Annotated in this window: 16 protein-coding genes; 3 read left to right on the top strand and 13 right to left on the bottom strand. The window is 32.8% G+C overall.

Annotation, left to right across the window (positions count from 1 at the left end):
- Positions 1-3: 3 nt before the first annotated feature.
- The 4 genes from uvrB to QBK95_RS15255 form a co-directional block, all read right to left on the bottom strand.
- Positions 4-2,010 (bottom strand): excinuclease ABC subunit UvrB, encoded by a 2,007-nt coding sequence (uvrB, locus tag QBK95_RS15240; RefSeq protein ID WP_280935321.1) that lies wholly within the window; start codon positions 2,008-2,010, stop codon positions 4-6.
- 79 nt (positions 2,011-2,089) lie between these two features.
- Positions 2,090-5,503, bottom strand: a complete 3,414-nt coding sequence (locus QBK95_RS15245; protein WP_280935323.1) for a T9SS type B sorting domain-containing protein — start codon at positions 5,501-5,503, stop codon at positions 2,090-2,092.
- A gap of 26 nt (positions 5,504-5,529) precedes the next feature.
- Entirely contained in the window at positions 5,530-6,369 is an 840-nt protein-coding gene (locus QBK95_RS15250) for an ABC transporter permease (RefSeq protein ID WP_280935325.1), read from the bottom strand.
- Positions 6,370-6,373: 4 nt separating this feature from the next.
- Positions 6,374-7,273 (bottom strand): ABC transporter ATP-binding protein, encoded by a 900-nt coding sequence (locus QBK95_RS15255; protein ID WP_280935327.1) that lies wholly within the window; start codon positions 7,271-7,273, stop codon positions 6,374-6,376.
- Between the two features lie 160 nt (positions 7,274-7,433).
- Between QBK95_RS15255 and QBK95_RS15260 the strand changes: the two genes are divergently transcribed.
- Together QBK95_RS15260 and QBK95_RS15265 are read left to right on the top strand one after the other, a co-directional pair.
- Positions 7,434-8,501, top strand: coding sequence for a hypothetical protein (locus tag QBK95_RS15260; protein WP_280935329.1), 1,068 nt, complete (start codon positions 7,434-7,436; stop codon positions 8,499-8,501).
- Between the two features lie 94 nt (positions 8,502-8,595).
- Positions 8,596-9,291 (top strand): hypothetical protein, encoded by a 696-nt coding sequence (locus tag QBK95_RS15265; RefSeq protein ID WP_280935331.1) that lies wholly within the window; start codon positions 8,596-8,598, stop codon positions 9,289-9,291.
- A 25-nt stretch (positions 9,292-9,316) separates the two neighbouring features.
- Here QBK95_RS15265 and QBK95_RS15270 read toward each other — a convergent pair whose 3' ends face one another.
- From QBK95_RS15270 to QBK95_RS15305, 8 genes are all read right to left on the bottom strand, one after another.
- On the bottom strand, positions 9,317-10,375 hold the full coding sequence (locus QBK95_RS15270) for a nucleoid-associated protein (protein WP_280935333.1): 1,059 nt from the start codon (positions 10,373-10,375) through the stop codon (positions 9,317-9,319).
- Positions 10,376-10,437: 62 nt separating this feature from the next.
- Entirely contained in the window at positions 10,438-10,947 is a 510-nt protein-coding gene (locus QBK95_RS15275) for an IS1096 element passenger TnpR family protein (protein ID WP_280935334.1), read from the bottom strand.
- A 56-nt stretch (positions 10,948-11,003) separates the two neighbouring features.
- Positions 11,004-12,032 carry a COX15/CtaA family protein gene (locus tag QBK95_RS15280; protein ID WP_280935337.1) on the bottom strand — a complete coding sequence of 343 codons (1,029 nt, stop codon included), beginning with the start codon at positions 12,030-12,032 and terminating at the stop codon, positions 11,004-11,006.
- Positions 12,033-12,057: 25 nt separating this feature from the next.
- On the bottom strand, positions 12,058-13,482 hold the full coding sequence (locus QBK95_RS15285) for a CCA tRNA nucleotidyltransferase (RefSeq protein WP_280935338.1): 1,425 nt from the start codon (positions 13,480-13,482) through the stop codon (positions 12,058-12,060).
- 8 nt (positions 13,483-13,490) lie between these two features.
- Complete coding sequence (locus QBK95_RS15290; protein WP_280935340.1) at positions 13,491-14,060, bottom strand: L-threonylcarbamoyladenylate synthase; 570 nt, start codon at positions 14,058-14,060, stop codon at positions 13,491-13,493.
- Positions 14,060-15,046 (bottom strand): glycosyltransferase, encoded by a 987-nt coding sequence (locus QBK95_RS15295; protein WP_280935342.1) that lies wholly within the window; start codon positions 15,044-15,046, stop codon positions 14,060-14,062. Before QBK95_RS15295 ends, QBK95_RS15290 begins: the two co-directional genes overlap by 1 nt.
- Positions 15,043-15,972: a glycosyltransferase family 2 protein gene (locus tag QBK95_RS15300; protein WP_280935344.1), complete on the bottom strand. Its 930-nt coding sequence runs from the start codon at positions 15,970-15,972 to the stop codon at positions 15,043-15,045. The genes QBK95_RS15295 and QBK95_RS15300 overlap by 4 nt, the downstream gene beginning before the upstream one ends.
- Positions 15,973-15,974: 2 nt before the next feature.
- Positions 15,975-16,778 carry a glycosyltransferase family 2 protein gene (locus tag QBK95_RS15305; RefSeq protein ID WP_280935346.1) on the bottom strand — a complete coding sequence of 268 codons (804 nt, stop codon included), beginning with the start codon at positions 16,776-16,778 and terminating at the stop codon, positions 15,975-15,977.
- Positions 16,779-16,892: 114 nt separating this feature from the next.
- On the opposite strand from QBK95_RS15305, the gene QBK95_RS15310 reads away from it, so the two are divergent.
- Complete coding sequence (locus QBK95_RS15310; RefSeq protein ID WP_280935348.1) at positions 16,893-17,669, top strand: lipopolysaccharide kinase InaA family protein; 777 nt, start codon at positions 16,893-16,895, stop codon at positions 17,667-17,669.
- Between the two features lie 16 nt (positions 17,670-17,685).
- Here QBK95_RS15310 and QBK95_RS15315 read toward each other — a convergent pair whose 3' ends face one another.
- Positions 17,686-18,444, bottom strand: coding sequence for a glycosyltransferase family 2 protein (locus QBK95_RS15315; protein ID WP_280935350.1), 759 nt, complete (start codon positions 18,442-18,444; stop codon positions 17,686-17,688).
- Positions 18,445-18,482 lie beyond the last annotated feature (38 nt).

Genomic DNA, 18,482 nt, shown 5'->3' on the forward strand with positions numbered 1-18,482 from the left:
GTTTTATACTTTCTGATCCTGAACTTTAGCTTGTAACATCTTAATTTCATCACGTAACCGTGCAGCAGTAATAAAGTCTAATTCTTTAGCTGCTTTTTCCATTTCCTTCCGTACATTTCGGATTCGGGTTTCTAGTTGATCTTTAGTGTAATATGCCGTTTCTTCTTCTGCTGCCTGAAGCGAAGGTGCCGTTTCAAACTGATAAGGTTCTACTTTTTTTCCCGCTAAGGCATTGTCCAGAGATTTTTTGATCGCTGTAGGTGTAATTCCATGTTTTGTATTATATGCAATTTGTTTTTCGCGTCTATAATTGGTTTGATCAATAGTCAATTGCATGCTTTTAGTTATTTTATCAGCATACATTATTGCTAAACCATTTACATTTCTTGCTGCTCTCCCGATAGTTTGAGTAAGGGATCGGTTATTACGTAAAAAACCTTCTTTATCAGCATCCAGAATAGCAACAAGGGATACTTCTGGAAGATCTAATCCTTCACGAAGTAAATTTACACCGATCAATACATCGAAAAGCCCCTTTCGCAAATCTTGCATAATTTCTACACGTTCTAGCGTATCAACATCACTATGAATATATCTACATCGAATATCGATTCTAGTAAGATATTTGGTCAGTTCTTCTGCCATTCTTTTGGTTAAAGTAGTGACCAGAATCCTTTCATCTTTTTCGATACGTTTCTGGATTTCTTCTATCAAGTCATCAATCTGATTAAGACTTGGACGTACTTCTATTACAGGATCTAGTAATCCAGTTGGCCGAATGATCTGTTCTACATATGTCCCTTCACTTTTTTGTAACTCATAATCAGCAGGTGTGGCGCTGATATAAATTATTTGATTTTGAAGTGCTTCAAACTCTTCAAACTTTAATGGCCTATTATCCATCGCTGCAGGAAGTCTGAAACCATATTCTACCAGATTTTCTTTTCTGGAACGATCACCTCCATACATCGCATGTGTCTGAGGAATGGTTACATGACTTTCGTCAACAATCATTAGATAATCATCTGGGAAATAATCCAATAAACAGAAAGGTCTTGTTCCAGGTTCTCTGCCATCAAGATAACGAGAGTAATTCTCAATTCCAGAACAATACCCTAATTCTTTGATCATTTCTAAATCAAAATTAGTACGTTCTTGTAATCTTTTGGCTTCTAGATGCTTGCCAATTTCTTTAAAATATTCGACTTGTTTTCCTAAATCTAATGCAATTTGATCAATAGCTCCATGTAATACCTCTGGAGAGGTAACAAACATATTGGCAGGGTAGATATTTAGTCGATCATATTTTTCAATGATTGCATTGGTTTGTACATCAAAAGCTTCAATTTCTTCGATTTCATCACCAAAAAAATGTACTCTAAAAGCATCATCAGCATAACTAGGATAAATATCCACAGTATCTCCTTTAATTCTAAAATTACCGTGATTAAATTCTGCTTCGGTTCTGGAATATAAACTTTGCACTAATTTGTGTAGTAAGGCTGTTCTAGAAACAAATTGCCCTTGTTCAATTGAAATTACATTCTTTTGGAATTCAACAGGATTTCCGATACCGTATAAACAAGAAACAGAGGCTACTACTAATACATCTCTTCGTCCAGAAAGTAGCGAAGAAGTGGCACTTAATCGCAACTTTTCAATTTCATCATTAATAGATAAGTCCTTTTCTATATAGGTTCCAGTTGTTGGGATATAAGCTTCTGGTTGGTAGTAATCATAATAAGAGACAAAATACTCAATCGCATTTTCGGGAAAAAATTGTTTAAACTCAGAATATAACTGTGCTGCCAATGTCTTATTATGTGCAAGCACCAAAGTAGGTTTTTGGACCTTTGTGATTACATTCGCTGCTGTGAACGTTTTTCCTGATCCCGTTACACCCAAAAGCGTTTGATATCTTTCACCATCATTTATAGCATGCACAAGCTGTTTTATAGCCTCAGGCTGATCTCCTGTAGGTTTGAAATCTGACTTAAGTTCGAACTTCATTGTATTCTCTTTCTTTTCCGAATAAAGATACAGAATACTACTATAGATTTTAAAACTGAATGGAAGTTTTAGGGAAAGTTTATCGAATAAGAGAAAAACTCCCAGTTAACAATCTTCCATCTCCTAATTCTACACGATACCAATATTCACTAGATGGTAATAATTGACCGTTATACGTTCCATCCCAACCATTTCCAGATGGCACCAATTGCTTAATGAGTTTACCAGCTCGATCAAAGATATAAATAATAGAATTACCTAATACTTGTGAGGATATTCCTCCTACATTCCAAGTTTCATGAAAACCATCTCCATTAGGGGTGAAATATTTGGGAAATCCAACTACTGAAATATCTTCTGTTGCTTCAGGGCCACATCCATTTTTGTCTCTTACATATACCGTATGAAATCCAGGAGGAACATTTGTAAACGTAGGACTATCTTGATATGTTCTGATACTGCTGCCATTAACAACAATTGCAAATTCATAATCTCCAGGTCCAGTAACATTTATAGTAACCACATTATTATCTGAAGCATCACTAATATCAATACTTTGGATTATAGCAGGTGCAGAAAGCGTAACTGTGACAGTTCGATCTTTAATACATCCTGTCAATTGATTTGTGACAGTCACAGTATATGTTCCTTCTTGAGTGACACCGATGTTTTCTGTAATTTCTCCATTTGGTAACCAGAGGTAGTTAAAATCATTAGGGTTACCCGATTGAAGTCCAGCATTAATGGTTACATTAGCACCTTCACATAAAAAGGCTTCATCTAATTCTTCAATATCTGGTAAAGGGTTTACAAATAAAGCTACTTGATTTATTCCATAACATTGATTATTAGAATTCTCTACTCTAGCATATACAATATCCTGTCCTTGAGTTCCTGGAGTTGTATTTGTGTATGTAGTTATTGGGTTTATTTCACCTAAAGCATCATCAATACTTTCGTAATAGACAACGGATAAATTAGGACTGGCAATTCCTAGAAGAACCTGAGCATTAGCTTGGGTAAGATCAAACTCTCTAAAACCATCTTCAGTACCATCATCATCACATAAATTTAACACAGCATCACTAGCGTTGGTAGTACTTACCATAAGATCTAAGGTTGAAATTCTATAGCATCCAGTAAGATCATCTATCACTCTTGTAAAAATCTGTTGAGTTGGAGATGTATTTTGATATGTAGTTATTCCTGTAATTGGAGAAACTCCCAAATTAGCTAAAGCTAGGTCTTCAAAAAACAATACGGAGCGATCTGCGACTCCTCCTGTAATTTGATCTATAGCTTCATTTAGGTTAAATAAGGTAATATTATCATTAGGATCCATGTATTCATCACACTGTGATAAGGATACTGCATTGGCAACAGGCAGTAAGTTAATAGTAACAGGGATTTCTATGGTGTCAAAACAATCTGTATTAATATTATTTTCAATCCTACCATATATGGCAGTTATTGTATTTGATAACACTGCATTTGTGGGGTCTGGAATTGCATTTGTGTTATTTTGAGCATCAATTAATGTAGGATGGTAACTCACAGTGTAATCTGCAATATTTTGCCCGTTATAAATATCCGCAGTAGCCATTGATAAGTCATAAGTGATCATACCATTGGTGTCATCACCATCATCTGCATTATCACATTCTACTATCGAATTAGTTGTAAAAGCAGTTGGGGTATTGAAAATTTCAATCTGAAAACTAGTTGTATCATAACAGTTTATATTTCCGACATTTTCTATTCTTGCAGCTATAGTTTGTGGATTGTTTTCTGTAGTGAAATTTTGAGGTAACACATTCATATCTGCGTTAGCATCTGCAATTGATCTAAAATAACGAACCTGAAACTGATTTGGATCTTGTGCTCCAATAATTACAGGATCATATACCGATAAATCCAGGTCAGATATTCCATCATTATTATCATCACAGATACGCTCGTCTGGAGGAGTGTTTGATACAGGTACTTCGAAAAAAGTTACGTTAGCAACACCAGTTAAAGGGCAACTACCATCATTAAGATCAACTTCAAGGCGATAGTTTCCTGTAGAAGTTATATCTAGAAAGAAAGAGGTGTTCGCAATGAGAACATCATCCAGAAACCATGTGTAGGTTGCTGTGGGAATATCCAGGTATTCTAGCCTAAAAGTATCTCCATCACATAAAACAAGATTTACATTATTAGGATCACTACCATTAATAATATCAATGGTTTGAGCAAAAATAGATTGTATGAAAGGAGGTAAACCAATTCTTGAACCTCTATTACCATCTACATTAACGAGCAGCCCTCGTTCATTATACGTAACATTAGTTCCTAATTCTTCTGGATTTTCAATAACCCCTAGATAGTTTCCTTGGTTTGCATTAAAATCATATAACGCTCTATATATTCTACCATCTGGTCCTAATTGTAATGCTCCAGCACTAAAAGATGAACTGTCTTGTCCGTTCTCATTAAGAATTCTTGTTCCGCTAGCTGCAATTTGAGGATCTGGTAATGAAAGGTCGAATTGTAGTAATATCCCATCTCCAAAACCACCATTTCCTAGACCAATAGTGGTATAAAGTCGTTGACCACTTTGTGAAAATTCTATTCCATATGGAGCATCTCCATTATAAAGCTCTATTTCATTACTAACGGTTCCATTGGTATTGTCAAAATCATAGAATAAAACTTTACCTGGACCATCACCAGCGGTTACATTTGTCAACCCAAAATGTACAATTGCTAATTTATCTCCTTCAGGTGATGCTTTCAGATATCCCAAAGCATTACGTCTATATCCTGAAACAGGAACTGTTACACCTACCTGTGATGTTACAGGAGTAGTGTTTACTCCAGTTTGATCTACACTAAAAGCATAAAAAGTATCAGAAAAATGAGTGATTACCCAAAAAGAATCACAATCATCACTTTTTACTGCGGTTATTTTTTCTGAGCATTTATATAAACTTTCTAATGTATCAGATGTATTATATGTAATTAATGGAAGATTTTTTTGACCAGAAATTACAGCACCATTTCCTCCATCAAGAGACATATCTACTATAGAATATAATAGACCATCATTAACTCCATCTCCATCATTCGTTCCAGGATCGTTATCCGCATTAAAATGATGTGGTTCATCTACGGTAAAAACAATATAAATGTTTGGAGTATTAGGTTGTGGAACTATCAAAGCAGATGAAGTACTAGAGGTATCTCCTCTTAAATCTGTTCCATTTTGCATGATAATATGGTTTCTAGTAAAAATAGTAGAACCATCTGTGTAAAATAAAAGACCTCCAGTGGCGTCAGAGATTGTAGTACATCCTTCCAATGTATTTATTCTTCCGTCTGTAAGAGGAGTAGGAGGTGTTGTACTAAAGTTTATTCCTGCATTTTGTCCAAAATACCAATTATTAGCTTCTCCTTGAGCAAATACTGAAGAACCTAATAAAAGGAAAAGGATTATCGATATGTATTTCATGAGCTGAGTTCAAAAGCTCAAATATATTATAAATCTCTCTTTTTAAGAAGATAATATGAAAGTCTTACAAATATAACGGTCCAAACTAATACAATTAGTATCTCATACCAGTGCACAGCATAATCTCTCTGAAAACTTTCTCCTAATTGGTTTGCAGCAGATTGGATCACATTTAATCGAGTTATTGGCTCATTAATTAGATTAGACATACTGTCTAATGGTAAAAATGGGATGAATTTGTCTATGATATCAGAATCAAATTTCCATTTAATCAAACCAGACAATAATCTGAAAGCGCCTTCAATGAGTTGCCAGAATATTAAGAATCCTAATGCAAAAGCAGAACGTTTTATAAGTATTCCTAAAAACATACAGAAAGAGAAAAATCCAACGAGTTTTACAAAGTATGCAAGGATGAATTCTAAATCCGAGAAAATGATTGATACCTCATTATAATCAGAAAATATAAGTCCTAATATCAAAGAAACCACAAACAAAAATATGGTAGATATTAATGAAAATACAATAACTGTGAGAAACTTAGAAGCTAGAAATTCTTTTTTACTCAATCCATCTATCAGGTTTTGTTTTAATGTTCTGTTAGAATATTCATTGGCCATTATTGAAACAATGACAATGGCTAAAAAAAGTTTCAACCAAGCAGCAATCCAAGAGTTAACATGCCAGATATATGGAAAATTAAAAATCCCTTGATCCGCTAATCTAAAATTAACACCTCCAAAACTAAACTCATAAGATGCTATAAGTGAAATGAGCAGGATTAATACAAAATACGTGATAGTTAGTACTTTGGCAGACTTGTTATATCGTAATTTTTGAAATTCTATGTTGAGTAATCGTAACATTGCTTTAGTTTAAGTTGTTGGTTAATTGTAAGAACTGTTCTTCAAGACTTTCTTTTCGTTTTACTAGATGCGTGAGTGTAATACCAGCTTCCTGTAGTTGCTTATTTAAGCTTTCAGCATCTAATTCTTGATTTAGAAAAGCAATAAGTTTATCGTCTTCTTCTTTAATATTACCAAAAGTACTATGATTTGTTAACCATTTTTTCAGCACACTGTTTTGATTGCTATTGAGTTCAAAGAAACCATGACTTGCATTCATCTCATCAACTGGACCAGAATATAATTTTATTCCTTTACGAATTATAACTACATGACTACATACTTTCTCTACTTCGTCTAGTAAATGTGAAGCGAGAAGAATGGTCGTTCCTCTAGCGGCAATTACTTTGATGATTTCTCTTATTTGATGAATTCCTTGTGGATCTAATCCATTTGTTGGTTCATCTAAAATTAAGATCTCAGGATCATTTAATAATGCAGACGCAATTGCTAAACGTTGTTTCATTCCAAGAGAAAATGTTCTGAATTTACTGTCTTTACGATCTAATAACCCGACAAGTTCTAACTTTTCTTCTATTTTATCTGTAGGAACCTCTTTGATCTGACAAACCAATTTTAGATTTTGTGCAGCTGTCATATATGGATAAAAATTAGGGCGCTCGATAATCGCTCCTACTTTTTTTAGTGCTTCATGAGTTGAGGTAGAGCCATCAAACCAAGTAAAATCTCCTGAGGTTTTGTTAACTACATTTAATACGATACCTAAGGTGGTTGATTTACCACTTCCATTAGGCCCTAAAATACCATATACGTTTCCTTTATTAATAGTAAAGGAAAGGTCACTGACGGCTGTTAGAGATCCGAATCTTTTGGTAAGATTCTTCAAAGTTAGAATGGTTTCCAATTGTATATTTTTTTGGTGGTTATATTAAACTAGACGAGTAGTATGGGTTTTTGTTACAATAAAGTTAGTGTTTGGAGTAAGATCGTTCAGGTTTTTAATATTTGGATATTGTTATTTGGAATTTTTTCTTTTGTAAATTGCTATCTGAAAGTTGCTGCATATGGAAGAAAAGTTAATGTCTAAGAAGAAACCAACATATCCGATTAATGATAGTCTGGATCTTTATTTAAAAGAATGCAATCGAAAAATTAAAATCCCTGTGTTTTATGATGATTTGCTGAGATTTGCTGGTTCTATAGTTGTCTATGATAGTAATGATGAGGATACGTTATGGGTACGTGTGTATTATGAAGAACATGAGCGACCAGAAATTGAATCTAGCTTAAAGAAAGTATATACGATATTACATTCTGATGGTAATGAAGATGCAATTGAGTTCTTGAATATTGATGCCATTGATTACTGTACTTTTGGAAATTCAAAACCGTTTAGAGTGCGAGTTCGTAATATCCTGAATGATAACTACACCTATATTTATGTAAAAAAAGCAGATGCTTCACGAATTTATGGATTGGAATTAGAGCATATGTTTTCTCCAAACCGGATTAACTTTTTAGTATATAAAAATACATTGATTGAAGAGCATATTGCGGGTATTCCTGGAGATGTATTCATAAAAGATTTTTTGCCAGATCTTAGTGATCAGGCAAAATCTCAGATTGCCAAAGAATTTGTGAAATTTAATGAGCGTTGTCAGATGCGTTTATTAGGAGATATGAGATCATATAATTATGTAATCATTCCAATCCATGATTTTGATCATGTAGAATATAAGATCAGAGCCATCGATTTTGATCAACAATGTTTCGAAGGAAAGTTAAAAGTTTACCAACCACAATTCTTTAAAGAGAATTTTGATATGGTGGATGTAGTAATGCATAAACTACAACCAAGTTCTATCGAGCAGTACAAAAAAGAAGAACGTTCGGTTCTAGCCAAACGAATATTGAACTCTAGGTCTCGTTATGAGACCCTTGTAGATTGCATGTGTAAGGATACTATTTCTACAGAAGAAAATCTGAAAGAATTAAGAGAACATCTCTATAATTTTACTTTAGACTTAAAGTTTAGAAGAAGTAAATCCATGGGAGAAGTGTTGAAAACCGCATTGGATTTTGTAAAAAGAAATTATGAAAATGTAAATATGAAGCGGTTGTTAGAAGGTTGATTATGGTACAAAAGTATCAATAACCAAAGTAATTTTACGTTCTAAGAAGTGTAACTTTTTTCCAATGTTTTACACCAATAAATAAAGTTAATGAATGAAAATAAATCCTTGGGCTTTTGGCGGCTTATTTTTATTGATATCTGGTATTTGGATGTGGAATAATTTTGAGCTCCCAAAATTTTACCCTTTTGAAAGAGTTGGTAAGGTTGAAGCTATAGTATTTCAATCAAAATTAGTTGTACCAAGATTACCAGGTTTTGGAGCAGGGGGTTTTGATCAAATAGTTAATTTTGTATATGAAATTGATGAGGTAATTTATATTTCAAAATATAGAGCTCATAAAACTGGACAATTTCAAATTACTGGAGATTCGCTATTAGTTACATATAGTAAGAATGATCCTCAAAGAACAGATCCCATCATTTATTATCATAATGTATCGAGTAAAAAACGTTGGGCCAATTTTTCCAAAAGTTTTTTACATACTAAACCGAACGGATACAAAGCGCTAGATTTAAAAGAGAATATATTTACATATGAAGACTATGCTCAATATGGTGAACGCTTGATAAAAACTACAGGAACATACATAATAGAGGATAATATAATTAAACTATCGCCATTAATTTATTATCAAAATAGAAAGGTTGGGGATTCTTTAATAGAAGAACCAAAACCAATTAATACAGATGAAGAAAAAATCTTCTTAAGTAATTTTATTATAAATCCTAATGGATCAATAATAGAAGTAAACACAAATCTTATTTTTGATATAACAGGTAAAAAATAAAGTGATGAACTAATTGAGTGTGAAATTAATCTTTCTGCTCTTTATTAAAATATACTAGATAGTAATACATCTGTTTTTCTTCGTCCCAACCTTTTTCCACAAATTTCTCTGCAGATTCAGGATTAATGAAGTCCATTTTGATCTGGATATTTGTATCTAGATTAATAGTGTTTTTCATTTTTTTCCTAGCTGCGGATACTGCAGTATTGGCGATAGGGAATTCTGTAAGATCTTCAATGTGGTATTTGGGAGCTTTTTCAACCTTATAATGTTTAAACTCTGGGATTAAGTCAGGATTGTCTATTACTTCGTTTAAAAAAGCAGATTCTTCAAACGTATCGTTTTTAGCAAAATGATTTACTGCTCTATTCATAAACATCACTTGTTCTTTCTTATCTTCTGCTGGCAATACAACATCTTTAGAGAAATCTTCACAGAACTTCATATACTTTTTAGTATAAAAGTTTTCATCTTCAAAGGCTTCTACTCCTAAAAAATGTTCTAACCAATATTTGGTGTCATATCGATTAGAATCTACTGAAAGTATTTTATAACCTTCTTCTTTTTTGTGATTAAAAATCAAACAGCCTTTATCTAGTTTGTTAAGACTAACACCTTGTTGATGTAATAATTCTAAATCAGTTCCTTTTTCTTCAAACTGAAGGAAATCATATTTTAATTCTGATTTAAAAATCCCTACAGCTTCAACTTTTTCATTGTCAATCGTAAGGTTTTCTAAGTAAGTAACATATACTTCACCACTTTTGATATGCGGGTGTTGTGATTGCTCGTACAACAAAGAAGCAATTCTTTTAGATTTTTCGTGTGCCGATGCAGGATTATTAAATATTTCAGTGACAATTTTATATAGCGGATTGAACTCTACATCAACCTCGTTTACGAATTGAAAATAATTCTCTTCTTTTTCTCTAAATGATTTAAAGAAATATTCTTTTAATAAAGCTGTTAACTCATCATTCAGCGCATAAGGAGAATCAGAAAGAAATATGTTTTCATTTCTACTTTTATTTCCGATTCTATGGATAGAAAGGGATTCTATTTGGGTGCTATATAAGTTAATCATGTTTTTATTTTAAAGTTATGAAACTGCTACTAAAGATCTTTTGAAATGTATTCTTATTAGATTTAATTCCAGTTTTCGTCAAATCCTAATTCATCGTAATCATCAAGATCTAGAAAGCCGTCTTCTTCATCGTTTTCTTCTAGATTATCAGCTTTGAATTCTTTATCTGGAGCATTGTCAGGTATTTGACCGTGCACGAACATCACATTTGGATACTCCATTCCGTTTTCGTACTCTGCGATTTCTGCTAATTCTACCAAAAAAGTCCACATACTAAGAAAATCATAAATGTAAATTAATCTGGGAGAAGCTTCATGAACTACGTCAATGAGAGAAGTTTCATTCATCAATCTAACGGGTTGGCTGCCATCACTCATATCAAATAAAGAAATCTCTTCTCCTTGATTCCATTGTTCATCACTGGTATAAAAAGAAGCCATTTCCATACCATCAAACCCAAAGGATTGGTTAATAACATTGTGGAACTGCTCTAAGGTAGCGTCTTGTTCAATTTCTATATCTCTAAACACATCCTCTTCTGTATCCAGGATAATTCTGAAGCGGTAAATCATTCTTGATTAATTTGGATTGGCAAAGATACAAACTTGTTTGTGACTATTTTGAATTTTCAAGCTTCAATAACTTTATTTTTAAACACTTCTAGTATGATATAAAACTGTACTCCAAACAATAAAGATGATAATACCAAATGTAGGGGTTGTGATAGAAATGGAAAATCAAAATAGTACATCAATATCCCTGTTAAAGCTTCTAAGGCTATGAGTCCTATGACCCAATTTAGTTTTGATAAGCCAAGTTGCATTTTTTTGTTATACCATAGAAGCCATACATTGATTACTACAATCAAAATAGAAAATGATCTATGAATATAGAACGTAAGGGTAGGAGGATCTAACCATTGGGATTTTGCCAAATCAGCCACAATCTTTAGTTGCTCATCAATATGTTGTCGTACTTGAGTTCCTATGGCTACTTGAATTAAAGTAAAAATTGCCGAAAACAACAGAACATTCTTGAATGTGGTATTGAATCTAACAGACGTAATCCGTTCTCGAGTTAAGAAAAGTATGTATAACAATATTGCCAGAATAATGAAGGCTACTAGCATATGGACAGTAATTCTAAGTGGAAGTAAATTAGAATCTACCACAATTTTTCCCAGCCAAGCCTGAAACCCCATAGCTATTATCGTTAAACCAGCGAGCAATGGTAATTTTCTTTTTTCTTTCCAGAACCATAATGATATAATAAACATCAATAAAATAGGTATTCCAGAAAGTACAGTAGTTAATCTGTTGATATATTCGATCCAAGTGTGCCACACATTAAATTTGGCATAATCGTGTTTGGTGTAGGGTTCCCAGTTACTAGAATTATATGCCGTAGAAGAGGTGAAATCGTTGGTGGCAATTCTTAATTCTTTATTTAAAATAACGATAAAACCTTTTTGATACTCGTGATTAGGTTTCCATTGAATTTGTGCCTCTTCAGTAGGAGGGATGTAGTATCCAAAGCACTTAGGCCAATCTGGACATCCCATTCCAGATCCAGTCATTCTAACTACAGCGCCAGCAATTATAATTAGATAGATAAGGACAATAGATGCTATTACAAGTGGCCTGAAGTATTTTTTCATATGATGATTGTATAAATTCTAGATGTTAATCATTCTTTAACCCTAATTCTTCTCCTTTCTTGATCATAAACTGAAAAGCTTCGTCATGTTCATTGGATATTTCTCCTTCAAGAATAGCTTCTTTTATTGCTTCTTTTATAATTCCAATTTCGCGCGAAGGTTTTATATTAAAGGCTTTCATAATTTCTTCCCCACTTACTGGCGGTTGAAAATTACGAATATGATCTCGTTCCTCTACTTCTACCATTTTCTGGCGAACTACCTTAAAATTATTATGATATTTTTTAAAACGCTTTGGATTTTTTGTGGTAATGTCTGCTTCGCAAAGCGTCATTAACTCCTCGATATAATCACCAGCATCAAATACTAATCTTCTAACTGCAGAATCCGTGACATCAGATGCGATAACTATAGGTCTAGAGCTCATTAATACCATTTTTTGCACAAATTTCATTTTGTCATTCAAAGGCATTTTAAGGCGCTTAAATAATTTAAATACCATTTTAGAACCTACAAACTCATGACCATGAAATGTCCATCCTACTTTTTTACTGAATCGTTTTGTAGGAGCTTTTCCGATATCATGTAATAAAGCTGCCCAGCGCAACCATAAGTCATCTGTATTTTGGGAAATATTATCAACTACTTCTAAGGTATGGTAAAAATTATCCTTGTGTTTCTGACCCTCTACTTCATCAATCCCTTTTAAGGCTTCTAATTCGGGCAATATATATGGTAATAATCCTGTTTTTTCTAACAGCAAAAACCCTATAGATGGTTTTTCACTGAGCAAAATTTTATGTAACTCATCAACAATACGCTCTTTAGTGATGATTTTAATACGATCTTTGTTTTTGGTAATAGCTTTTAACGATTTCTCTTCAATTTTAAAATTCAGTTGTGTAGCAAAACGTATGGCTCGCATCATCCTAAGAGGGTCATCAGAGTATGTGATATCTGGATTTAATGGAGTACGGATAATTTTGGACCTTAAATCTTCTAATCCATCAAAAGGGTCAAGAATGTCACCAAAGTTTTCTTTGGAAAGATTCAAAGCTAACGCATTTATAGTAAAATCTCGTCGATTTTGATCATCCTGTAAGCTTCCGTTCTCTACAATAGGATTTCTACTATTTTCTTGATAAGATTCTTTTCTGGCACCTACAAACTCTACTTCGATATCATCAGCTTTTAACATAGCTGTACCGTAAGTCTTAAATATTTGAATTTTTGGATTATTAGGTAGTAATTTTGAAACTTCTTTTGCTAAGGCGATACCACTGCCAATTGCTACAATGTCAATATCCTTGGCAGTACCTCTTTGCAATATGAAATCTCTTACAAATCCCCCAATTACATAACTTTCTAATTGGAGATTTGCTGCCGCTTTGGTTATAGTATTAAAAACAGAATGTTGTAATGCTTCTTTATAATTTTTGACTTCCGACATGAATCAATTTACTTCCTGATAATTTTCACTGTACTATCGCCTCCAATTTTTATAATAGAGGAAGGCTTAGCATCCTTGTTTTTCAGTGGCAAATTTACAACATAGTCCACGCCTTCCAAAATCTCTTTGCTTATTTCTTTTAAGTTTCGAGGTGTCGATTTTCCACTGATATTAGCGGAAGTTGAAACGATAGGGCGCTTAAATTTTCGAATTAACTTACTACAAAAAGGATCACGAGCGACTCGCAGTCCTAAGGTATTATCCGCTGCAATAAGGTTTTCGGCTACTCTTAGCGGTCTGTCATAGATTATTGTAGTTGCTTTTGTAGCGTATTTCAAGATATCATAAGCTACTTCAGGAACTTCTTCTACATATTGTTGTAACATTTTAAAATCGCTTACCAAACAGATCATAGTTTTACTATCAGCTCTTTGTTTTAGCGCATATATTTTATCAACAGCTTCTGCATTCGTAGCGTCACAACCAATTCCCCAAACCGTATCGGTAGGGTAAAGTATTAGACCTCCTTTTTTTAAAGTATCTATGGTTTTTTCTATTTCTATTCGTTGATCTTCCATTAGTTAAATTTTGGAATTATATTTTCTTGATCTATGTATTTTGGTGCTTCAGTATTGAGATTTTCACCTTTAAGAACTTGTTTATATAGCTCAATATAGGATTCAGTCATCACTTTAGCATTGAAATGTTGCACCGCATATTCATGACAGCGTCTAGGGTTATAGTCAAATTCTTTGATTGCTTTAGCAATGTTAACGCTATTGTTATCTGTATAACCGACTTCTGGAGTAATCAACTCTTCTAAAGCACCAGTTTTGGTCCCAAAAACTGCACATCCAGCATATAAACTTTCAATAATAGCTAATCCAAAAGGTTCATGCCATTTTACAGGAAAAACAAGGCCTTTAGAGTGTTTAATGATTTCCATTTTCACCTTGTTGTTTACCATGCCTCTAAAAATGATTCTTGGGCTAAGAACATATCGTAAACCTCTTTTTATATTTCGGAAATTCCATTTTTTACCACCTAAGACATGTAATTTATTTCCAGAATCTAGTGCTATTTTAGCTGCACCAAATACATTTTTAACTTTCCAAGCTGCTTTACCTAGAAAATGGAGATATCTCCTTTCTTGATCCAAAATAGGAGTAGGGTAATCATTCCAATCCAGACCATTGTATACATACACGGATGATCCATAACGACTTGCATGATTTCTAGATATGAAAACTGTATTTATATCTAATGTTTCCTCTTTAGGAGGATTGGTATGCATGGTTATGATACATGGTTTTTTTATGTTGTATAAAGGTGTATGACTTATATGTACTATATCTACATCATCAGGGATTTGTGTATTTAGATCTTCATTCTGGTTGAAAATTAATACTTCTGCAAAATCGCAACTAGAACCTGCACTAACCAGATATACAACTTCATGACCCAATGCGTGTAGCTCTTTGCCTAACCCCCATATAACTCTTTCTACTCCTCCATAATTAATAGCAGGAATAATTCCAGAGTTATCTGCAATCAATACTTTCATACAATTGGTTTAATTTTTTGTTTATGTTTTAAAGACTTTGTCAAAGGAGCTTGAAGAAAAAGTGTATAAAATAACGGCCAATATTTTGGTTTTACAGTACTGCTAAAAAAGTATCGTATCTGTAAGTATGTTAATAAGATATAAAAAGGAATAATACCGTAATGTTTCTTAATAATATACAGAAGAGAGATTTTTAATTCTGTTTTTATTGCAACAGATTTTTCAGTACTTGCTCCATGATAATGAATAAAAGTAGCATCAGGAACCAGGTATGCAGATTTGTTGATTTTTGCTAAACGTTTACAGATATCTGTTTCTTCATAGTATAAAAAAATATTAGTATCAAAACCTCCTACAGCATTAAAATCCTCTGCTCTAAAAAACATAAAACTACCTGCTATAAATTGCCCTTGTTGCGGTTTTGTATAGAGTTTTTTGCGCTTTGGATATTTTTTAGGGTTTAATTTTTCAAGAATTTTCCTGCCAAAAATCTCTCTACTCAAGGACGCAAAATGATCTATAGTCGGTAAGATTTTTTTATCCTCGGTAAAAGCTTGTGGACCAGATACTCCTACATCATGGTTTTTGTCCATAAAGTTTTTCAAAGAAGCAAGGCAATCACTTTCGAGAATAGTGTCATTATTTACAAAAGCTAAATATTTTCCTGTTGCTTTTTGTACACCAATCATATTTCCACTGCCAAACCCAGTATTAATATTACTTCTGATTAACTCAATCGAAGTAGTGTTTTTTATAGATTCAATATACTCATTAACTACTTTATAACTCTCTTTTTCAGATCCGTTATCCACTACAATATATTGACAGGATAGTTGTGTAGAAGTATGGGTTAATAATGATTTAATACAGTTTACTGTATATGTTTCAGAATTGTAATTGATAATAATAACCGAAATATCGAACATACTTACTTTTTTAGATATTGATCAACTCCTTTTTCGATATAAGTAATTTTCTTTTCTGTGGTTTCTTTCTCGATGATTTCGTTTACATGGATATGACTTTTATCTTGTTCCTTATGATAGATATGATATACTATCCCTTTAAATTTCAGTCTTTTTCCTTTAATTCCTATATTTAATAGACGTTGAATCATTTCACTATCATCAATTCCCCAACCCGTTAAGGATTCATTAAATCCATTAACCTTTAGGAAATCTTCTCTCCAAAAAGACATATTACAACCTCTTAGTTTAGAAGAACGTTTATCTTCTGTTTTGTATCTATTGGCAAGAAAAGGAATTCGCAAGGTTCGACCTCTTTTTTTGATGCCTTTAGAAAAGAAATTAAAGTGTGTTTGTTTTTTCTTAAACAGAGTGTCCAAATAATCTTCTTGTATATTTACTCTACTACCGTATAAAAAAACGCCCTTTTCTGCCAAAGAAAGATGATCTTTTACAAAATCTTTATGCATAATAATATCACCATCGATCTCTACGATATAATCATATTTAGCACTAGCTATGGCTTTATTCATGATGGCTGGCTTCTGATTTTTGTTGTCTTCGTGCCAGACATGATGTAATGGTACGGGAAAATCTTGTTGTATTCTTTTGATCAAATTGGCGGTATCTTCTCTCGAGCCATCATCAGCTACAATTACTTCATTAGGAAGATAGGTTTGATTTTTTATGCTTAAAAGTAATAACTCTAAAGCTTCAGGCCAATTATAGGTTGGTGTAACCAAAGAACAAGTAGGGTACTTCGCCATTTTTAAATTATTTATGTTGCAAAGTAACGGATTTCTGTTAAAAGAATTTTATAGAACAGCTTTCCTTTTAAAAATCTTAAATAACTACCTTTGCTCATTATTTTTTAAAACATTATGCCAAACAGATTTGTAGTACATGATTCTAAGAAGTTGTTAGCTTCTGATATAAAGAAGGCTATTGATAATTTTGAAGTGTATACTGAGATATTAGGTGATGCAGAGCGTAATGTGATTAAAATAGCTCCTCTGGAGGATAAAAAAGCTACTATAAAATCATTTAGAATTCCTAATGTAATTAATCAGATAGCATATCGTTTTTTTAGGAAATCTAAGGCAGAACGTTCTTATATGTATGCAAATAAATTATTGGAAGCTGGAATTAAAACCCCTTTTCCTATTGCATATGAGATACAAACAACTCCTTTTTTGTTTAAAAAGAGTTATTATGTAAGTGAATTGATTGAGTGTGATCTTACATATCGAGAATTAACTACGGATTTTAGTATTTCTGATCATGAAGAAATACTTAGAGCTTTTACAAGATTTACTTATGAATTACACAAACATGGTATAAATTTTCTTGATCATTCTCCAGGAAATACTTTGATTAAGAGAACTGCAAATGGATACGATTTTTATCTTGTTGATTTGAATCGAATGGAGTTTGGTGATATGAATTTTGAAACAAGAATTAAAAACTTTGCGCGTTTAACCATTCATGAATCCATGATTAAAGTGATGAGTAATGAATATGCAAAATGCACTGGCGAAAAAGAAGCTGAGATCTTTAAATTGATGTGGCAATATACACAAGAGTTCCAGAATCGCTATCATGGTAAGCGCAAATTGAAACGAAAGATCTTTTTCTGGAAAAAGAAATACAGAGAATAACTTTATTATAATGTTTTTATCCTTCCTTTTTAATCAACTCTCTGAGTTTAGAGTATTTAAGAAAGGTAATATTAGCGGTCTGTACACTGATTACAAAACCATTGAAACCATCTAAAAATCCAAACCTTAGAAAATAAGCTTTAAAAAATGCCCAAGTTGGATTGAGGAGGATTTTCCAGATAGGTGCTTTTTTACCTAATTCATAATAGGCTTGAGCAGATATAGTAGAAAACTTATCCGTTTTAAGATTAAACTCCTGATAAGTAGCATAATTCCAATGTAAGATGTCGCCTTTTAAATGCGAAGAAGCATTAGGAGTATGCAATTTGAAGGAGTCGTGAGGGTTAATGCCTTGCCATTCTCCTTTTCCTTTTATAAATGCTCTTAATTTTTTGTCGGGATACCAATCCGAATATTTGATCCATTGACCACAAAAATTATTATATCGATTCATATAATAACCGTCATATTGCCAATTAGATTTTAGCTTAACTAATGAGTTTTGAAGCTCACAAGAAAGGGCTTCATCACCATCTAAGGATATAATGTGATCATATGTCGTTTGCGTAATAGCAAAGTTTTTTTGTTCTATATACCCTAAGAATTTTTGTTGTACGAATTTAACATCAAATTGTTTACAAATCTCTTCAGTACGATCTGTAGAATATGAATCTACCACCACGATTTCATCTACTACGCCAATTAATGAAGAAAGACATTTCTCAATTTTTTTTTCTTCATTATACGTAATAATAACAGCAGATAGTTTTATCATTAGGGTATTTTGTGATTGATTGATGTTTTAATTTTTAA

The organism is Aquimarina mycalae, assembly GCF_029906345.1.
GTDB lineage: Bacteria > Bacteroidota > Bacteroidia > Flavobacteriales > Flavobacteriaceae > Aquimarina.